This window comes from Enterococcus sp. VV15 (genome assembly GCF_005236045.1).
GTDB lineage: Bacteria > Bacillota > Bacilli > Lactobacillales > Enterococcaceae > Enterococcus_B > Enterococcus_B durans.
Genome location: NZ_QPTY01000011.1, coordinates 1 through 18,756, shown reverse-complemented (window position 1 = coordinate 18,756; position 18,756 = coordinate 1). Strand labels below are relative to the sequence as shown.

At 36.7% G+C, this 18,756-nt stretch carries 18 protein-coding genes and 1 other annotated feature; of the genes, 15 read left to right on the top strand and 3 right to left on the bottom strand.

Annotated elements, in window-relative coordinates; translation table 11 throughout:
- Window positions 1-51: 51 nt before the first annotated feature.
- From rimP to DVW83_RS05725, 9 genes are all read left to right on the top strand, one after another.
- The gene (gene rimP / locus DVW83_RS05765; RefSeq protein WP_081134991.1) at window positions 52-525 is read left to right on the top strand and encodes a ribosome maturation factor RimP; all 474 of its coding nucleotides are present in this window, start codon (window positions 52-54) and stop codon (window positions 523-525) included.
- A 21-nt stretch (window positions 526-546) separates the two neighbouring features.
- Window positions 547-1,746 carry a transcription termination factor NusA gene (gene nusA, locus DVW83_RS05760; RefSeq protein WP_104660859.1) on the top strand — a complete coding sequence of 400 codons (1,200 nt, stop codon included), beginning with the start codon at window positions 547-549 and terminating at the stop codon, window positions 1,744-1,746.
- A gap of 23 nt (window positions 1,747-1,769) precedes the next feature.
- A complete protein-coding gene (rnpM, locus tag DVW83_RS05755; protein WP_005875920.1) occupies window positions 1,770-2,063 on the top strand; it encodes an RNase P modulator RnpM in 294 nt (97 codons plus the stop codon).
- On the top strand, window positions 2,060-2,371 hold the full coding sequence (locus tag DVW83_RS05750) for a YlxQ-related RNA-binding protein (protein WP_104660860.1): 312 nt from the start codon (window positions 2,060-2,062) through the stop codon (window positions 2,369-2,371). Before rnpM ends, DVW83_RS05750 begins: the two co-directional genes overlap by 4 nt.
- A gap of 12 nt (window positions 2,372-2,383) precedes the next feature.
- Window positions 2,384-4,663 (top strand): translation initiation factor IF-2, encoded by a 2,280-nt coding sequence (gene infB / locus DVW83_RS05745; RefSeq protein ID WP_104660861.1) that lies wholly within the window; start codon window positions 2,384-2,386, stop codon window positions 4,661-4,663.
- A 22-nt stretch (window positions 4,664-4,685) separates the two neighbouring features.
- Window positions 4,686-5,033, top strand: a complete 348-nt coding sequence (rbfA, locus tag DVW83_RS05740) for a 30S ribosome-binding factor RbfA (protein ID WP_005875913.1) — start codon at window positions 4,686-4,688, stop codon at window positions 5,031-5,033.
- 554 nt (window positions 5,034-5,587) lie between these two features.
- On the top strand, window positions 5,588-6,511 hold the full coding sequence (truB, locus tag DVW83_RS05735; protein ID WP_104660862.1) for a tRNA pseudouridine(55) synthase TruB: 924 nt from the start codon (window positions 5,588-5,590) through the stop codon (window positions 6,509-6,511).
- Window positions 6,512-6,515: 4 nt separating this feature from the next.
- The gene (ribF, locus tag DVW83_RS05730; RefSeq protein ID WP_104660863.1) at window positions 6,516-7,451 is read left to right on the top strand and encodes a riboflavin biosynthesis protein RibF; all 936 of its coding nucleotides are present in this window, start codon (window positions 6,516-6,518) and stop codon (window positions 7,449-7,451) included.
- A 300-nt stretch (window positions 7,452-7,751) separates the two neighbouring features.
- Window positions 7,752-8,537 carry a glucose-1-dehydrogenase gene (locus DVW83_RS05725; RefSeq protein ID WP_104660864.1) on the top strand — a complete coding sequence of 262 codons (786 nt, stop codon included), beginning with the start codon at window positions 7,752-7,754 and terminating at the stop codon, window positions 8,535-8,537.
- Between the two features lie 197 nt (window positions 8,538-8,734).
- Here the strand turns inward: DVW83_RS05725 and DVW83_RS05720 are convergent, their stop codons facing one another.
- From DVW83_RS05720 to DVW83_RS05710, 3 genes are all read right to left on the bottom strand, one after another.
- On the bottom strand, window positions 8,735-9,196 hold the full coding sequence (locus tag DVW83_RS05720) for a helix-turn-helix domain-containing protein (protein ID WP_104660865.1): 462 nt from the start codon (window positions 9,194-9,196) through the stop codon (window positions 8,735-8,737).
- Window positions 9,197-9,455: 259 nt separating this feature from the next.
- Window positions 9,456-10,814 (bottom strand): branched-chain amino acid transport system II carrier protein, encoded by a 1,359-nt coding sequence (gene brnQ / locus DVW83_RS05715; RefSeq protein WP_104660866.1) that lies wholly within the window; start codon window positions 10,812-10,814, stop codon window positions 9,456-9,458.
- Window positions 10,815-10,950: 136 nt separating this feature from the next.
- Window positions 10,951-11,190: a binding site (T-box leader), on the bottom strand.
- 53 nt (window positions 11,191-11,243) lie between these two features.
- Complete coding sequence (locus DVW83_RS05710; RefSeq protein ID WP_123863005.1) at window positions 11,244-12,770, bottom strand: helix-turn-helix domain-containing protein; 1,527 nt, start codon at window positions 12,768-12,770, stop codon at window positions 11,244-11,246.
- 167 nt (window positions 12,771-12,937) lie between these two features.
- Between DVW83_RS05710 and DVW83_RS05705 the strand changes: the two genes are divergently transcribed.
- The 6 genes from DVW83_RS05705 (at window position 12,938) to DVW83_RS05680 (ending at window position 18,634) form a co-directional block, all read left to right on the top strand.
- Window positions 12,938-13,456: a hypothetical protein gene (locus tag DVW83_RS05705; protein WP_104661825.1), complete on the top strand. Its 519-nt coding sequence runs from the start codon at window positions 12,938-12,940 to the stop codon at window positions 13,454-13,456.
- Between the two features lie 26 nt (window positions 13,457-13,482).
- Complete coding sequence (locus DVW83_RS05700) at window positions 13,483-14,127, top strand: hypothetical protein (protein WP_174784258.1); 645 nt, start codon at window positions 13,483-13,485, stop codon at window positions 14,125-14,127.
- 8 nt (window positions 14,128-14,135) lie between these two features.
- Window positions 14,136-14,429 (top strand): hypothetical protein, encoded by a 294-nt coding sequence (locus DVW83_RS05695; protein WP_137239114.1) that lies wholly within the window; start codon window positions 14,136-14,138, stop codon window positions 14,427-14,429.
- Window positions 14,426-16,540: a hypothetical protein gene (locus DVW83_RS05690; protein ID WP_224784471.1), complete on the top strand. Its 2,115-nt coding sequence runs from the start codon at window positions 14,426-14,428 to the stop codon at window positions 16,538-16,540. The genes DVW83_RS05695 and DVW83_RS05690 overlap by 4 nt, the downstream gene beginning before the upstream one ends.
- 1,003 nt (window positions 16,541-17,543) lie before the next feature.
- Entirely contained in the window at window positions 17,544-18,017 is a 474-nt protein-coding gene (locus DVW83_RS05685) for a hypothetical protein (protein ID WP_224784470.1), read from the top strand.
- 59 nt (window positions 18,018-18,076) lie between these two features.
- Window positions 18,077-18,634, top strand: coding sequence for a tyrosine-type recombinase/integrase (locus DVW83_RS05680; RefSeq protein ID WP_373412800.1), 558 nt, complete (start codon window positions 18,077-18,079; stop codon window positions 18,632-18,634).
- Window positions 18,635-18,756 lie beyond the last annotated feature (122 nt).

Genomic DNA, 18,756 nt, shown 5'->3' with positions numbered 1-18,756 from the left:
CTCACTCTTTTTAATGGAATTACGGATTCAATTTTTAAGGAGGCGAAATTCTTGAGTAGCGTCGTTGAAACAGTCACAGAAATGGTGACTCCGATTTTAGAGGAACAAAATTTTGAACTTGTAGAAGTAGAGTTTGTGAAAGAAGGAAAAAGTTGGTTCTTGCGAGTATTTATTGATAAAGATGGTGGAATCGATATTGAAGAATGTGTCTATGTCAGTGAAAAATTAAGTGAAAAACTCGATGCAATAGATCCCGATCCAATCCCACAAGCATATTTCCTAGAGGTGTCATCTCCAGGAGCAGAACGTCCGCTAAAAAAAGAAACAGATTATGAAAAAGCACTAGGTGAATATATCCATGTGTCTTTCTACCAACCAGTGGATGGAGAAAAGCAATTTGAAGGATTTCTTCAGTCATTTGATGCTGACCAGCTTACATTGAAAATACGCATAAAAACACGGGAAAAAGAATTAATTCTTGACCGAAAAAACATTGCCAAAGCTCGCTTAGCAATCCAATTTTAATCACGGAGAGGAAACAGAACAATGAGTAAAGAAATGTTGAACGCGTTAGATGCATTAGAAGCTGAAAAAGGAATTTCAAAAGAAATCGTAATTGACGCTTTAGAAGCAGCTTTAGTTTCTGCGTATAAACGCCATTATGGTCAAGCACAAAACGTAGAAGTAGAATTTGACCAAAAGAAAGGGAAAATCCACGTCTATGCAGTGAAAGAAGTGACAGAAGAAGTCATGGATTCACAGTTGGAAGTATCATTGAAAGATGCACTTTTGATCAATCCAGCATATGAAATCGGCGACACGATCCGATTTGAAGTTACACCAAAAGATTTTGGCCGCATTGCTGCGCAAACAGCAAAACAAGTAATCTTGCAACGTGTAAGAGAAGCAGAAAGAACAATTATCTATAATGAGTTCAGTGCATATGAAAAAGATATCATGCAAGGAATCGTTGAACGTCAAGATAAACGTTACATTTACGTGAATCTTGGAAAAATCGAAGCAGTGTTATCTAAACAAGATCAAATGCCGAATGAATTTTATCAACCGCATGATCGGATCAAAGTGTATGTTTCTCGAGTAGAAAATACCTCAAAAGGTCCTCAAGTTTTTGTTAGTCGTAGCCATCCAGACCTTTTAAAACGTTTGTTTGAACAAGAAGTACCAGAAGTATACGATGGTATCGTTGAGATCGTCAGTGTCGCAAGAGAAGCGGGTGACCGTTCTAAAGTTGCTGTACGCTCAAATGATGAAAATATCGATGCAGTAGGAACTTGTGTTGGTCCGAAAGGGCAACGTGTCCAAGCAATCGTCAATGAATTAAAAGGTGAAAATATGGATATCGTTGAATGGGATGAAGATCCAGCAGTATTCATCGCAAATGCATTGAACCCAGCGCAAGTCATGGATGTCATCTTTGATGAGCAAAATCCAAAAGCTTGTACAGTCGTTGTTCCTGATTATCAATTATCATTGGCAATCGGTAAACGTGGTCAAAATGCACGATTAGCTGCAAAATTAACGAACCATAAGATCGACATCAAGTCAGAGTCAGACATGGCTGCATATTATGAAGAACAAGCAAATAAAACTGAAGATGCAAGTGATGAATCAGTGGCAGAAATACACGATGAAGCAATCATCCAATCTGATTTGACAGATGACGAATATGAAACAATCGCATTCAACGATGAAAAAACTATCGAAGAAACAGACCAAGATGCTTAACAGATAGCTTAGGAGGCAAAGAGATGAAACAAAGGAAAATCCCTTTACGCAAATCTGTCGTTTCAGGTGAAATGAAACCAAAAAAAGAGATGATTCGTATTACTCGTTCGAAAGAAGGAGAAGTATCAATCGATCCAACTGGGAAAATGCCAGGACGAGGCGCGTATGTCTCACTTGAGCCAGATGAAGTACAACAAGCTTGGGATAAAAAAATTCTCGATCGAGCACTTGAAACGAGTTTGACTGATGAATTTTATCAAGAATTATTGGAGTATGTAACACACCAAAAAGCACGAAAAGAGCTATTTGGTAAATGAGAGAAGTCAATCGGCAAAAAGCCATGAATCTCATTGGATTAGCGATGCGCGCTGGCAAACTAGTCACGGGCGAAGAGCTAACGATTGCAGATATCCGCAGAAACAAAGCCAAAATCGTTTTTGTCGCGAATGATGCAAGTGAAAACACGAAGAAAAAGATTAAAGATAAGAGTTCATACTATGAAGTTCCTTGCTTTGAGCTATTTTCTGAAGCGGAAATCACGCAGATGATCGGAAGACCTCGCAAAGTATTTGGGATCCTGGATAACGGATTTGCGAAGAAAATCAAGGAGCTAATTGAAGGTTAGGAAGGTGATTGCATGAGCAATAAACGAATTTATGAACTAGCAAAAGAAATGAATAAGTCTAGTAAAGACCTTGTGGAAAAAGCACAGAAGCTCGGTATTGATGTGAAAAATCATATGGGAGTCATCACAAGTAGTGATGAAAAAAAACTGCAACAAGCATTTAAACCACAAGGAAATAAGCATACAGCACAGCAAGAAAGCCAAAAACCAGTCAAAAAGCAGCCGAACGATCATCCTAAAAACGAAACAAAACCAAAACAACAAAAAAATAACCGCAACTATCAAGATCGCGGTCAAGGGAGCGGTCAAGTGAATCAAGGAAAAAAACAATCAACAACTCAAAACCGAAATAATAGTGGAGGCGCTACTAACCAAAATCGCCAAGGCGGAAATCAAAGCCAAAACAGAAATACAAACAACAATCGCGGAAAATTCAACAATAACAACCGCAATCGTTTTAATAAAAAAGGAAAAAAAGGCAAACAACAGACATCAAATAAACCAGCTGTACCACCACGTAAATTCCGTGAGTTACCAGAAGTATTAGAATATACTGAAGGAATGAATGTAGCAGATATCGCTAAAAAAATCCATCGTGAACCAGCTGAGATCATCAAGAAATTATTCTTGCTTGGTGTAATGGTCAATCAAAACCAATCCTTAGATAAGGATACGATCGAATTATTAGCAACAGATTATGGGATGGAACCTCAAGAAAAAGTTCAAGTAGATATAGCAGATATCGATAAATTCTTTGAAGCGGAAGAAGTAAATCCTGAAAATCTAGTATCTCGTCCTCCAGTTGTAACTATCATGGGACACGTTGACCACGGGAAAACTACGTTGCTTGATACCTTACGTCATTCACGTGTAACAAGTGGAGAAGCTGGTGGGATCACGCAGCATATCGGTGCCTATCAAATCGATATCGATGGCAAACCAATCACATTCTTGGATACACCAGGACATGCGGCGTTTACAAGTATGCGTGCGCGTGGAGCAAGTATCACAGATATCACGATTTTAGTAGTCGCAGCTGATGATGGTGTGATGCCACAAACAGTGGAAGCCATCAACCATGCAAAAGCAGCTGGTGTGCCAATCATTGTTGCTGTGAATAAAATAGATAAACCAGGTGCGAACCCACAACACGTCATGCAAGAATTAAGTGAATATGAATTGATTCCAGAAGCATGGGGCGGAGAAACGATCTTTGTTGAAATTTCGGCTAAATTTGGCCAAAATATCGATGAATTATTAGAAATGATCTTATTGGTTGCTGAAGTTGAAGATCTTAAAGCTGATCCTACACAACGAGCAATCGGTACAGTTATTGAAGCCCGTCTTGACAAAGGAAAAGGACCTGTAACTACATTACTTGTCCAACAAGGAACATTGAATGTCGGTGATCCGATCGTTGTAGGGAATACCTATGGACGTGTACGTGTGATGAACAATGATCTAGGTCGCCGTGAAAAATCTGCTGGTCCAGCAACACCAGTTGAAATCACTGGATTAAATGATGTACCACAAGCTGGTGATCATTTCGTTGTATTTGAAGATGAAAAAACAGCTCGTGCTGCCGGTGAAGAACGTGCAAAACGTGCGTTATTGGAGCATCGTGCTGCTACAAGCCGGGTCACATTGGATACTTTATTCGAAAGCTTGAAAGAGGGAGAATTGAAAGATGTCAATGTGATCATCAAGGCTGATGTACAAGGTTCTGCCGAAGCATTAGCAGCGTCATTGAATAAAATCGATGTAGAAGGTGTACGTGTAAAAATCGTCCATTCTGCAGTTGGTGCGATCAATGAAAGTGATGTCACACTTGCTGCTGCAAGTAATGCGATCATCATCGGTTTCAATGTCCGTCCTACACCACAAGCGAAGAGTCAAGCAGATGCAGAAGAAGTAGACATTCGTTTGCACCGTATCATCTATAAAGCAATCGAAGAAATCGAAACAGCGATGAAAGGCATGCTTGATCCAGAATTTGAAGAAAAAATCACAGGCCAAATGATCGTACGTGAAACATTCAAAGTTTCAAAAGTCGGAACGATTGCAGGAGCATACGTGACAGAAGGCTATATCCGCAGAGATAGCGGTGTACGTGTCATTCGTGATGGAATTGTTATCTATGAAGGCCAACTTGCCAGCTTGAAACGCTTCAAAGATGATGTAAAAGAAGTGAAAATGGGCTATGAATGTGGCGCAATGATCGAAAAATTCAACGATATAAAAGTAGATGACGTCATTGAAGGATTCATTATGGAAGAAATCAAAAACGACTAAATGAATAGGGAGGCCGCTCAATATGGCAAACTATCGTGACCGCCGAGTCGGTCAAGAAATTTTAAAAGAAGTAAATGATATATTACGTAAAAAAGTACGTGATCCTCGTGTTGAAAATGTTACGATCACCGATGTTCATGTAACTGGTGATCTGCAACAAGCAACGATTTATTATAGTATCTTATCTGATTTAGCATCGGATAAGAAAAAAGCAAAAGAAGGATTAGAAAAAGCTAGTGGCTTGATTCGCCGTGAATTAGGGCATAACTTGAGTATTTATAAGACACCTGAACTGACTTTTGAACTTGATGAATCAGTTGTCTACGGCAACCATATCGACCAATTATTACGAAACCTGAATAAAGACTAGATCCTACTCGTAAAGGCAAGTCTGTTCAATATTAAAACCGTTATTCACCAAGTTTAGATACATGGTGAATAACGGTTTTTTTGCTATATTTTTGGCTATCTTATTTTGGAGAAGAGTAAATAACTAACAAGCTACGTATAATGATAAGTATTTATTAAAAAAAGGTGCGACAAAAGTAAAAACTACTTTTAGCGCACAGCTTAAATATGAATAAACGGTGGGAACAGAAGCATCTTTTTCGAATAGAAAAACGATTCGGCACCTCTGTTCCGACCTAACTGAATCATTTCATCAACGCTAAAGTCTAGGGGAAAGATTATTTGCCTGATAACCATCCATATAGCCAATCAAAAGGTAGAAAGAAAAAATTTTCCATAGTGTTCCCTCCTTTGATTAAAGCATAACATAGTAGCTATTTACATGATGATGAAGATTTATTACAGTTCTATTGCTAAAGAATAAAAACCGTAGAGAAGCGGTTCAAAGTCGTTAGCAAATACATTTCATGTGTTATAATTGTACAGTTGATACCTCAAGTGAAAAGGAGAAAAATTATGGATGGTTTATTACCTTTATGGAAAGAACGTGGCATGACTAGTCATGACTGTGTATTTAAATTACGAAAAATTTTACATACAAAAAAAATCGGGCATGGCGGAACATTGGACCCTGATGTAGATGGTGTTTTACCGATTGGTATTGGAAAAGCGACAAAAGTCATCGAATATTTAACAGATTCAGGTAAAACATACGAAGGAGAAATCACCCTAGGCTTTAGTACAACTACTGAAGATCGTTCCGGAGAAAAAGTAGAGAGCAAACGTGTGGGTATACCTTTAGAAGAAGAGCTAATAGATGCTGTGATGGAGAGTTTTGTTGGCGAAATCACACAGATTCCTCCGATGTATTCTGCAGTAAAAGTGAATGGCAAACGACTTTACGAATATGCCAGAAATAACGAAACAGTAGAAAGACCAGTGCGCAAAGCCCAAATCTATCGTTTTGAGCGAACAAGTGATATTCATTGGAACGAAACAGATGGGCTATTGTCTTGGCGTTTCGAAGTAGAATGCGGCAAGGGTACCTACGTCAGAACATTAGCTGTTGATACAGGGAAAAAACTAGGCTATCCTGCACATATGTCAGATTTGACTCGTACGGCTAGTGCCGGAATGAAAAAAGAACAGGCAATTACATTGCAACAAGTAGCAGATTACATGGAAAGTGGAACGGTAGAAGCGCATTTGCTGCCATTGGAAATTGGGGTTGCTCGCTTCAAACGGGTAGATATCAGTGATGATGTATGGCGGAAGGTTAAAAATGGGATGCGTCTTGAATACAGCGTCTTTCAATTGGATCGTATGCCCACAGAGAAAATTGCTCTTTTCTATCGTGACCAAGTCGTGAGCATTTACCAACCGAACCCTAAAGAAAAAAACAAATTAAAACCAAGTAAAGTGTTGAGAAACGAGGTATAAAAACATGAAAATCATCAAAATCAGACATCCCTATCAGATGGACCAAATTCCTAAAGAGGATGTTGTATTAGTATTAGGCTTTTTTGATGGTGTGCATAAAGGACATCAAAAAGTAATACAAACAGGCAAAAAAATTGCGGAAAAAGAAGGATTAAAGTTGGCATTGATGACTTTCAATCAACATCCATCAATCGTTTTTAAAAAAATCAATCCTAGTCAGGTTAAATATTTGACTACATTAGCACAGAAAGAAGAAAAAATGGCAGCGTTAGGTGTTGATTATCTCTATGAAATTGATTTTACTTCTTCGTTTGCACATTTAGCACCACAAGATTTTGTCGATCAATATATCGTGGGACTACATGCAAAGTACGCTGTTTCAGGTTTCGATTATACGTATGGTCCAAGAGAAATTGCAGATGTTGTTCATTTGCCACAGTACGCTAAAAAGCGATTTGAAGTTGTGACGATCCCGAAGGAAGAAAATGAAGGAGAAAAAATAAGCTCCACGCGCATACGTAACTTATTAGATAATGGCAAATTAGAAGAAGTCACTAAGCTTTTAGGATCAGTTTATGAAGTAGAAGGTGTAGTCGTACATGGTGATGCTCGTGGTCGTTTGTTAGGATTTCCTACAGCTAACGTGAAGGTCAAGAGTACCGTTCATCTTCCTAAAGAAGGAGTTTATGTCACTGAAATCAAAGTTGGCGATACTTGGCATAGAGCAATGGGCTCGATTGGGCATAATGATACCTTTGGCGAGGGTCGTGAATTGACTGTTGAACTGTATATTTTAGATTTTGCACAAGATATTTATGGGGAACATGTCACTATCCGTTGGAATCATTTCCTGAGAGATCAAGTGAAATTTTCGAGTGCGGAAGCTTTGATTGACCAATTAAAAGCAGATGAACAAGCGACAGCGGACTATTTTAACTAAATTTTAGGAAGAGAAACTAGGACAGAAATGGTTCATTATTAGAAAATGAGTCTCAAAAATTACTTTTCATTCTTTTGTGGATTGTTGACTTATTTTTCCGAGAAAAAACTCCTTCTGCTATTTGTTCGTGTTTAGGGTGTGAGGCTAAAGTATTTATTTCTTTTGCTTCATGCCCTTTTTTGACATACAGCATGCTATTGGTGCAACTATTCGTAAGCGTATTGTTTGCTTGAAATGGTAGGTCGTATAGTACACTTTAAATAAGTTGATCATAAAAGATCAAGAAGGGTGGAAATATAGATGTATAAAGATCTTGAAAACAAGGTAGCCGTAGTAACTGGTGGTTCAAAAGGAATTGGAACAGCCATTTCAGAACGTTTTGGTAAAGAAAAAATGAAGGTCGTTGTTAATTACAATTCAGACAAAGAAGGAGCAGATGAAGCTGTTGCTGCAATCAAAGAAGCAGGAGGAGAGGCAGTTGCTGTTCAAGCAGATGTCAGCACAGAAGAAGGAATCAATCGCCTATTAGAAACAGCGATCAATAAATTCGGACAACTGGATATTTGGGTAAACAATGCAGGCATGGAAAATCAATCTGCAACTCATGAACTAAGCTTAGAAGATTGGGAAAAAGTTATTAAAGTGAATCTAACAGGCGTATTTTTAGGGACAAAAGCAGCGTTGAATTATTTTAAAGGTGAAAATCGAAAAGGAAATATCATCAATATGTCTTCCGTCCATGAACAAATTCCGTGGCCAACTTTTGCCCACTATGCTGCATCAAAAGGTGGAGTCAAATTGTTTACGGAAACTGTCGCTATGGAGTATGCCCCAGATCATATTCGAATCAACAGCATTGGTCCGGGAGCCATAAAAACGCCAATCAATGCGGAAAAATTTGAGGATCCAAAGCAAAAAGAAATACTTGAAAACATGATACCGCTGGCACGAGTTGGCCAACCGAAAGAAATTGCCGCTGCGGCTACTTGGTTAGCTTCTGAAGAATCTAGTTATGTTACAGGGATCACCTTATTTGTGGATGGTGGTATGACCTTATACCCTTCTTTCCAAGACGGGAAAGGCTAAGAATAATAGGATATGGGAAATCAATCTTGAAATAAATAGCTGAGGTCCTAAAAAATTATTCTAGATAAAGTTGTGTTTAATCTATGTTGATGATTTGAATGATTTGCTCACACGAGGAGCGATCAAAAGCAATTGCTGACCAGAGTATAAGGAACTAGATCTGTGTCAGCAATTGCTTTTTGCAGTATGTCTTCTTGTTAAGAACTTGCCATTTTTTTCAAGGTAATCGATGATTGTTTTTGGAGTAATTTGTAGATCCAATGACTAAAGTTCATCACATAATTTAAGTTGCCCCCAATGGTTAGTTCATAGTGGTTCTGTTTGAGGTGTTGATAGTGAAGTAGACGCTCTTTTTTATTGGCATAGATATCTAGATAGTAAGTAAAAATAGTATCTTTAAACTCTTGCATTACATAAAAGTCAGTAGTGATAAGTGAAAATTTTAATGTGACAGGAGCTTCAAGAATCCGCTTGTTTTCTTGGTCCTGGTTGGTCTCTTCGACGCCATATAAAAAATCATATAGATCTTGTTCGGTAAAACGCCATTTATCACCTGCTTTAGTTCCGTGTAGTTTTCCTTCTTGTAAATAATTTCGAATAGAACACGTTGTCACACTCAGCTGTTCCGCAAGTTCTTGTACGGAATAATAATCTTTCATATATATATCCTAATAGATATCTACTAAATGGTAGATATTTTTGATAACTGACAACAAAAGGTCAAGCTATCACATTTATTTAATCATCAAATATTCTGTATTATTTTTCATTGTATTCACGTAATGGATAAAAAGTGCTCCTTATTAAAATAGTATAGGGTTGTTTAGCTGTGTATCTTTGAAGATACTGAAAATAGAGAAGCAGAGCAAAAGAGAAAAGGCATTTCTAGTCAAGGATACAGACTAGAAATGCTTTATTTTATTTAGATGAAATCGTTTTTTGATACGAATAGTTTTTTTCATATAGACAAAGAAGTAACCCAAGAATGAACCCTGCGAAAGTAGGAAGAATAAAGCCAAGCCCATTCGCAGCAAATGGGATCGTATGTGTATACCAAGAAGTCAAAGCAAAAGTGAAAGAGTTTTGTACGGGTAAAGCTTTGATTCCATCTAAAAGTGCTGGAATCACTGTGAAAAGTGTCGTCATTTGATAAACGATCTTACGATTATTGAATAAGCCAGAACAAATAGCTGGCAATATCATTGCCATCGCCAAAGGATAAAGGAGCATCAGAAATGGCATTGTCCAAGAAATGATCGTATTCAAACCAAAATTAGCAGTAGTGAAAGAGAGAATCGTAGTGACACGGAGCCAACCTTTATAACTAAGTATAGGGAAACGAACTGAAAAATCTTGAGCAAATGAGGCAATCAACCCGATAGCAGTAGTGAAAACGGCTAAAATCGTCATTGTTCCCATCAGTGCTAAGCCGGCTTTTCCAAAATAAGCTTGAATGATTTGGGTTAATGCAATCCCACCATTTTCAGAAACACTGAATCGTGTAAGAGACATTGAGCCTAAAGCGATGATTCCTAAGTAGATCCCGCCACATAAAAGCATAGCAAGAGAGCCAGTTTTGATCGTATTTTTGGCAATTGCGTCTTCTTTATGGATCCCCATACCTTGGAGTGAACGAATGATCGTAACACCAAAAGCTAGAGCGGCCAGTGCATCCATTGTATTATAGCCTTCTAGAAAGCCATTCGTGGTGGGGCCATGTTGGTAAGTAGCGATGGGTGTCCCGTCTAGTGGTCCAAATGGGGATAGGAAGGCAATGATGAATAAAAGAAATAAGATTATTAGAAATAAAGGATTTAACCACTTCCCAATTATTTTAAGTAAATTTGATTCATGAATTGATAGATAATAGGCAAGACCAAAAAATATAGCAGAAAAAATCAATAAACCAATCGTTGAATATTTAGCAGGTAAAAAATTTCCTAGGCTAAATTGATAACCTAAGGCAGCAGTTCTCGGCGTAGCAAACATTGGCCCTAAGGCAAGATGATTCATAACCAGAAAAGTAACGCCATACCATGGAGAGACATGCTTCGCAAAATCGTATAATCCAGTCGATTTAGTTTTACTTAGTGCAACGAGTGCAGCTAAAGGCAATAATGTTGCACTAAGTAAAAAACCGATACCAGCAGATAGCCAATGGTCGCCAGCAAGCTGTCCTAAATGTACTGGGAAAATCAAGTTTCCCGCACCAAAAAACATACCAAAAATAAGTGAAGCAACTAATAATAAATTCTTTATAGATAATTTTTCCATCATAAAAACCCCTTGTCTTTTTAGTTAAAAATGAGCAATGTGATTTTTGATGAGACTCGATCATCCTTGCTAAGATACATATCCATCTTCCTTTCTTTGGGTGGTAAATACAAAAAAGCCCGCTGGAATAATAATTATTCCAACGGGCAATAGTCAATTGCGGTACCACCGTTTTTTTGTTTGAAAAATCAAACAATCTCTCAGCGACTCATTAAAAATGAAGCGCATTATCCGATAACGGGGATCACCGTCACAAACTTCTTACGTCACCTGTGCATCTCCAGAGCTACTTTCACTTATAGAAGAAATACGATTTCACACCACCCAATCGCTCTCTTAATCTCCATCTATCAGTTACTCTCTCTATCAATGATTTTTGTCATTATAGCTGTATTATTATGCAGTGTCAAGCTTATACAAAAATATGTTCCTCTAATATTTATAAATGCTGTTGTGTTTTTGAAGTTTCAGAAAATCATGGTTCCAATGATTGTTTACGATGCGATTGTAAGAATGCAAAATATTTTTAAAGTCTTCAGGAGTAGGATTGGAGTGGATAGAAACGACTTCGCACTCTGTTAGATTCAAAGATGGAAGATCAGTAACCAGCAAATCGTAATTATTCGCAGAGTGACATACTTCAGACAGTGTAAGGTGATTCAAAGAATGGATATCCAAGCGAAACCCTAGATGGTATTGGAGATCATTTTTTAGAAAAAGGTTATGCTCATAGCTTGTATTAAAGAATAAGCCTGTCTTCACTTTAGGTGCGATCGTTTCCAACTGTTCAGATAAACTAATCCAAGAAGTAATCAACATGAATAAATACTTATTGATAACAGAAGAATCGAGATAGATAGCTAGCGGTTCCTTCGTAAGGGACTCTTTGATCATTATGCAGATTCTTTGTGTAAAGCTAGTATAGTAATTATTTAATTGACGAAAGAATTCTTCATTGGGATTGTATAAAATCGTCGCAGGCCCCCAGACATAGGTGGTTGCATTATATAAATAAAGCAATAGGTCATTTTTATTCTCCACTGTCAGCTTTTCTTGCTGTTCGATAGTATTCAATAAATCTAAGAGACCAGATCTAATTTGATTGATTTGATTATTTTTTTGAGATTTTATCCGCAGTTCTTCAATTGACCAAGCAAAATTTTGATTGAAAAAGACATAAAATAGTTGGTAAGTGATTTGAGGAGTTACAGCTATCTTATATTTTTCATATATTTTACTGCATACTTGATGGGACAATTGGAAATCTTTTCTGACCGTTTGCTTTGTTTGGCTAGTAAATAGATGACCTTTGCGAATCCGTGAAAAGCAAATAAAGAGCATGATTCGAAATTTATTGCGATACGCATATACTTGTCGTTGAGGAACAAACAATTCTGGATAGTAAGAAAAAAATTCTCTGTAGATCTCATCGAATAAGTCCAGTGCATCATCACGCATAAATTCATCAGAAACACCATATTTTTCAGTGAAAAAGCAAAAGAAAAACCAGCAGATTTTTCGTTCATCGCCGACGATGTTTAGTTGACTCGAGTCAACTGATAAACTATAGGGAGCAAGTAGTTGATTAAGTTCAGCAATTTTCCTCTTCAATGTTGAGGTACTAAAAAAAAGCTTGTCAGCCAGTGAGGTGAGATTAGGATAATGATTGATAAAGATTTCTTCCAATAATGTAAAACGCAATGATTGTTTATACAATTTCGAAAAAATAAAGAAGCCGTTTTGCTGTGGTGGCAGAAACAGACGTATTCCTCGCTGTTGGCTACTATTTATTTTTGCAGGCAGAATATACTGGTTGATTTCACTGATATTTTGACGAATCGTAATTTCAGATAATCCTGTTGTTTTTGCAATATCTCTGATTTTTTCCCATTTTCGGGGTAGTAAGTAACTAATGATTAAATAGTGTTTCAATAATTTATTTTCCAACAATTTTTTCATAACTTTCCTCCTATTATCATCTAACGATAGTTTGAAAATGAACTCGCGCGACAATAAATATTGTTTTATAGTTATTTTTATCATCGTTGGATAAATAATTATATAGGTAAATCCAACATGATTATAACAACAGAGGGAGCGAAAAAATAGAGGAAAGGTAGAAAAAGTTGGAAAAATTCAGAAAAGTCAAACGAATAGTCTTGGTTCTATTGTGTAGCTGCTTTATTGGGGTGGCATGCTACTACTATTATTTAACACATTACACAAGACCAGTCGTTGTAGCAAATCAAACAAACGGGGCAGAATCTAAATATGTCAAAAATATGTCTGATAAAGAATTTTCGGCTTATTTGCAAGGGCAAGCAGACAAGAGTCAATTTCGCTTAAAAATGGAATCGGATATGTTTTTTGAGAAAGCAGACAAGGTGGGGAAAGTCACGATATTAAACTCAAACAGTAACCATTATGCAATTCGTGTACAAACAACAATCGAAAACCAAGAAGCGATTATCTATGATTCAGGAATGATCAAACCGAAACAGTTTGTTGAGAATGGTGAATTGAAAAAGGCCATACCACAGGGTGTTTATAGAGTGAACCATCATGTTATTTACTATGAACTTACAAATCTAAAACAGAAAGTCGGCGAAACAGTTATCGTGGGCCAGCTTGCAATCAATCAGTAGTTTTAGAATAAATGGAGGAAAATAAAGTGATAAAAGTAAATTTAATAAAAGTTACCGGCGTACTACTGTTCAGTAGTTTTGCAATTTTGAGTGGAACAAAAGGCTATGCGTATGAGAATGGTCAAAATGATCCTAATATGCAGACACAAGAAATCAAAAAACAAGATTCTGCGACCTTACCAGCAGAAGGAACATTCCAAGAATTTGATCCAACAAAACCAGTTGATCCATCTCTACCAAACCCAGGACCCACAGATAAAGCTTGGGTAGATGTAGAAATTCCTACAAAAATCTTATTTGGACAGACGGATATTAGCTCAGGTATCATCTCGCCAAATTATGAGATCAAAAATCTTTCATCCAAAAGTGTTGAAATAGCAATTATGGATTTCAAAGATCGTGCAAAACCCGCCACAGGAAAGTCGGATGCTGAAAAAATCAGTGATCAGCTTACCCTGGATTTGAAAAATGTGACAAGTAACACAGTTGTTCCTCTACACACAACTGACGCGAAGAATCCAGCCCAGTTTCCTGCAGATTTAGGTGCAATCACCACACAAGGAGAAAAACTTGTTTTTCAATTGACAGGAAATATAGCAAAAGGATTTCAGTTTAGTCAAACAGCGATCCAACCGCAGTATGATATGGTTTTGAAATTTGAAGTAAAATAGGAGTAATAATGAAAAAGCAAAAAGAAATTTTTTCAATGATGATCTTACTTATTTTTCTCTTTTTGCACCCTTCCTTCAGCTATGCAGAATCAGTAGAGTCCTATAGATATATCCCTGTTGAAGGGATCATCGGCAATCCTTCTATAGCAGAAAATGAACCAATAGTTTCAGAGTTCATTTCCAGAAATACATTTCCAAAACTATTCGAAGCTACAGGAAGTACTACTGTCTTTTCTATTTTGGGCATATTGTTAGTGATGATCGTAATTGATATTTGCTGTATAAGGAGGAACAATCAATGAATCAAACCAAAAAACTAGGACTAACCCTCTTTTTCGCGTTGTTTTTTTGCTGTTCCTTTTCTACAGATAGTTATGCAAGTGATTCAGGAAGTACTGCGAAAGAAGTGGCACAAGATGTGACTGAGTCCCAGTGGCAGATGATGAAGGATTATTTTTCTCAGACCCCTGTTGCTGCGACAGAAGGTTATACGATAGGAACAGATTTTTCACCTGATTTTGAGCAAAGCTGTCAGTATCATGAACGGAATGAATACAATTATACAGGTTCTGCTAAACGAATAATTACAAAAATCACTTCCAATGATACTGATACACTCGAAGTTAGCTATTCCAATCATAATATTCAAATGAAACGTGGAAAAGGAAACAACGATCACGTACTGGTCACGATCGAATACCATTTGGAATGGAGCTTCCGAGTACAAGAAAAAGTACTTGGCATATGGTGGAGCGTGAACGATCAAATTGGTTCAACTGGTACATTTACTGATTCTATAGACGTTACTGTGGAACAAATACAGTTTACTGTTACACCAAAATCTACCAATCGAATTGAATTGAATCTCTATGATCCTAAAAAGATAGATCCACTGACATTTGTAGATTATTCTGGAAACACAGGCCCCGTAACGAGTTACATGCAGGAAAAACCAGATGATAGTAAATTAGGAGCTACTCAGGGGAAGTTTGTCTTTTCAGATACTAAATATAAGAAGGCAGTAGTCATTCCCTTTACCGTAGTCGACACGACCCCACCTACTGGAAGATTGAAAGATCCACTGACGATGGAAATCGGAACATTGCCTAATCTTGTCGATCTTTTCGACTATGAACCATATGATAATGATTGGCAAACGGTGGATATTCTATCATCTTTTAATTTTAAACAGTTAAAAAAAGGAACACAGCCAATCCAATTGATTCTGGAAGACCAGTCAAAAAATCAAGCAAAATTGACTAGTACGATTGAGGGAGTGGATACGACTCCGCCAAACGTAGTAACAAAGAGTGCAACAATTGAATATGGCGAAAAAATCGATCCAAGTGACTTCATTGTTTCTGCTACGGATAATGATCCCGATGGTGTGATTGCATACTCGTTTGAAAAGCAACCAGATAGGTATCAAAGTGGTACGCAAGAAGTCACCATTCTTGCTACAGATGCATCAAAAAACACAGTAAAGGTGAAAGCAAGTTTGATTGTCAAACCTGATATAACTGCCCCAAGTGCAGACGGTATTTTACAAATGGTTCCGATAAATGGATCTTTGCCAACTGACCCACTGACGACAGTGACGAATCTAAAAGATAATGAAGATGTGACAAAACTTTCTTGCAAATATCTTGTACTTCCTGATACCTCTAAAGTTGGCTTAACCAGTACAACCGTAGAAATAGCAGATCGAAATGGCAATAAAATCCAAGTAAGAGTGGGTGTATTTGTTTATGACGATCATAGTATATACGATAAACAATATGTCCTAAGTACACAAAATTTTACACTTTATTCTAATGAAGTCGATGGAACGACGATTGATGAAACTATACTAAAAAAAAGTAAAGCAAAAGCGTGGGATATATCCTCAGGAAAAGAAAGATCAGACATCAAAGTAATCACACAGAATGTCCAAAATAAATTTGGCACATACACCGCAACATTAGCGATAGGGCAATTGAGGCAGACGATTCAGATCAATGTATTGGACGCCAAAGAATTGATCGATATTTCACTTCCGCAAAAAGTGATTTTCGGTTCTACGGATATCCAACAGGGGACTGTGAATTCACCCAAATATGAAATCGTCAACCATTCTAGTGTACCTGTGGATGTCCAAATCTCTCAAATCAAAGTTGATCCAGCTTCCAATATTCCCTTGCTAGATCAGGCATCTTCTTCGGAAGAAAAAAAAGCAGGGGTAGAGTTAAAATTAATCACATCGGAAGGATTTCTTGACAAATCATTTGCAGTTGATACAACACTAAAACAAACGTTAGGAATTTTACATGCGCAAGAAAAAGGTAATTTCATCTTTTCAGGAGATTATTATGGTCCCTATAAGAAATCTGCACATTGTAACTTCACGATGATCTTCAAATTTGAAGCACAATAAAGAGAGATCGAGACAAAAGTCGTTTAGGTGTGAAAAATTGGAGAAAAAAGAGGCTGGGACAGAAGTGTTTAACTTCTTCTTAAATAAGCCGAAATTCTCGGAGTTAAACACTTCTGTCCGGCCTCTTTTTTGTGTTTTGAGTAACAACTGCTATGTAGGCAGGACTGGAGCTATGATTATCATTAAAATGGCATATCATGCGTAATTTTATGATCTTAAGGAACGTGTTAATACACGAATATTTTTATAAGTATAGAAGTGTAACAATCACAATTAAAGTTGCTTTATATGCGGAAGCCGTAATACCCGGGGGGCTATGAAGTTTGTTGACGTGAAACATGGACAGGCGCAATATCCGTTTTAAAAATGCAAGAAGAATTGATTAGAAAAATGGTTGGGTTACATAAGTAAACAGGTTATAATAGTTTTGAAAGAGCTGTAGGGATTTAATTTAAAAATGGAATAAGAAAGGAAGTTCTCTTGTATAAAACTTGGATACTGTATACGAAAAAAACATCCCTACGCTAGTATCATCCTTATAGCGCTAGTAGCCAGTTTAGTAGGTATTTCTATCGAATATTTAGTAAATCGAGATTTTGTGAGTAGTGGTTTTTGGGTGACATTATTTTTAGTTATAGGGCAAATGATCAATGTTAGAATAAAAATTAAGTATTTTTTATACAGTAAATGCGAAATCTTAAAATGATTTCTATTACTATTTTGTCTAAACATAGGGAATATTTTTTCGAATAGATTTAGTATAGATGAATTTGAAGTCTTTTTGGAAGAAGTAGGTCATGTCGATCTAGGGACAAAACAGTATATCCAAACTTAGAAGCAAAAACAGAACTTTCAGGTGAAGAAGGATTAGCTAGGAAATTTGATTTTTATACTTATGTGATTCCTAGTATGACTCGTAATTTTATAAAATATACTGCTTGTATTGTTATAAGTTCGTTACCCTTTGAAAAGGGCGTTTGGTATACGTTGCAAGGAGAAAAAATTGTTAAATTTTTCTGAGTTATTAACCAAGTATGAAGATTCTTTTATATATGTGGATGAACGAAAAAAAACAATGGATGTTTTGAAGCAAATCGTTGATATAGAGGAAAAGCCGATTGATTTTTTTCTAAAAAAGCGTATTGAATTATTAACAATAAATGTCGTGAATTCGATCTATTATAATCCGACAAGAAATGTATCAATAAAGCTTTTTATTGTGATAAACAATGAAAAGAGTAAGAAATATTACCAACAAGCATTAAATATTAATAATAGGACAGATTCGTTGTTTGAAGATGAGCAAATATATGTTTTTATTGACAAATCAGTGAGGATAGTCGAAACAAACAGTTTACTCTTATCTTCTGATGTTCGTATATTATCTGGTATTACGCATGAGAATGTTGCAAAAAAAGATATTTATTTTATGGATTATATTTCTGCATTTGAACAGAAAAATGAAATAAATCAATAGTTGTTATAAAAATAGGCTCATTGTCAAATGATATTGGTAAAGAGAAATCTTAGAATAATTTGGACAGAGCAGAAAGAAGAAACCCTCTTTCTGTTCTGTCTTGTTCATTTCGAGAAATCGATCTGGATGATTGTTCTCTTGCGATTATTCGAAATCGAATTCAAATAAATGAAGCGAGGCAAAAGGAAATGAGGCAACGAGAAAAAGGAACTTTTATAAGGACATATCAGCGAAAGAACCAGACTACCTATCACAAAAAAGTGAAGGCTTCCGAAAACTTTCTTTTTTCCACCACGATTTTTCAGACCCAAAATGGGACCCCTGCCGTTTATCATTCGTTTAATGAGTTTATGAATGGTCATGGCAACAATAAAAAAGCAGTGAAAAGTGTGAAAGATATCTTAAGAGAAAAATATCCTGCGTTTAAGAAGCATGTGACTACGCACACGTTTCGCTACACCCATATCTCTTTATTAGCTGAAGCTGGTGTCCCAATCAAAGCGATCATGGATCGTGTGGGTCATTCCAATATGAAAACCACACTGGAAATTTACAACCAGGTGTCTAGTGCCACGAAAGAAAAAGTCATCCAAGAAATCGATTCTTGGATTTTTTAGTGGATTTGTTTACCGATTACAGTTAGTATGCGTATATGAGAGGTCGTAAGCAAAGCGCTATGACCTGAGCAATTAAGGAAGAATCTGAGAAAATAGCTTTCCATATTTTTGCAGATTTTGAC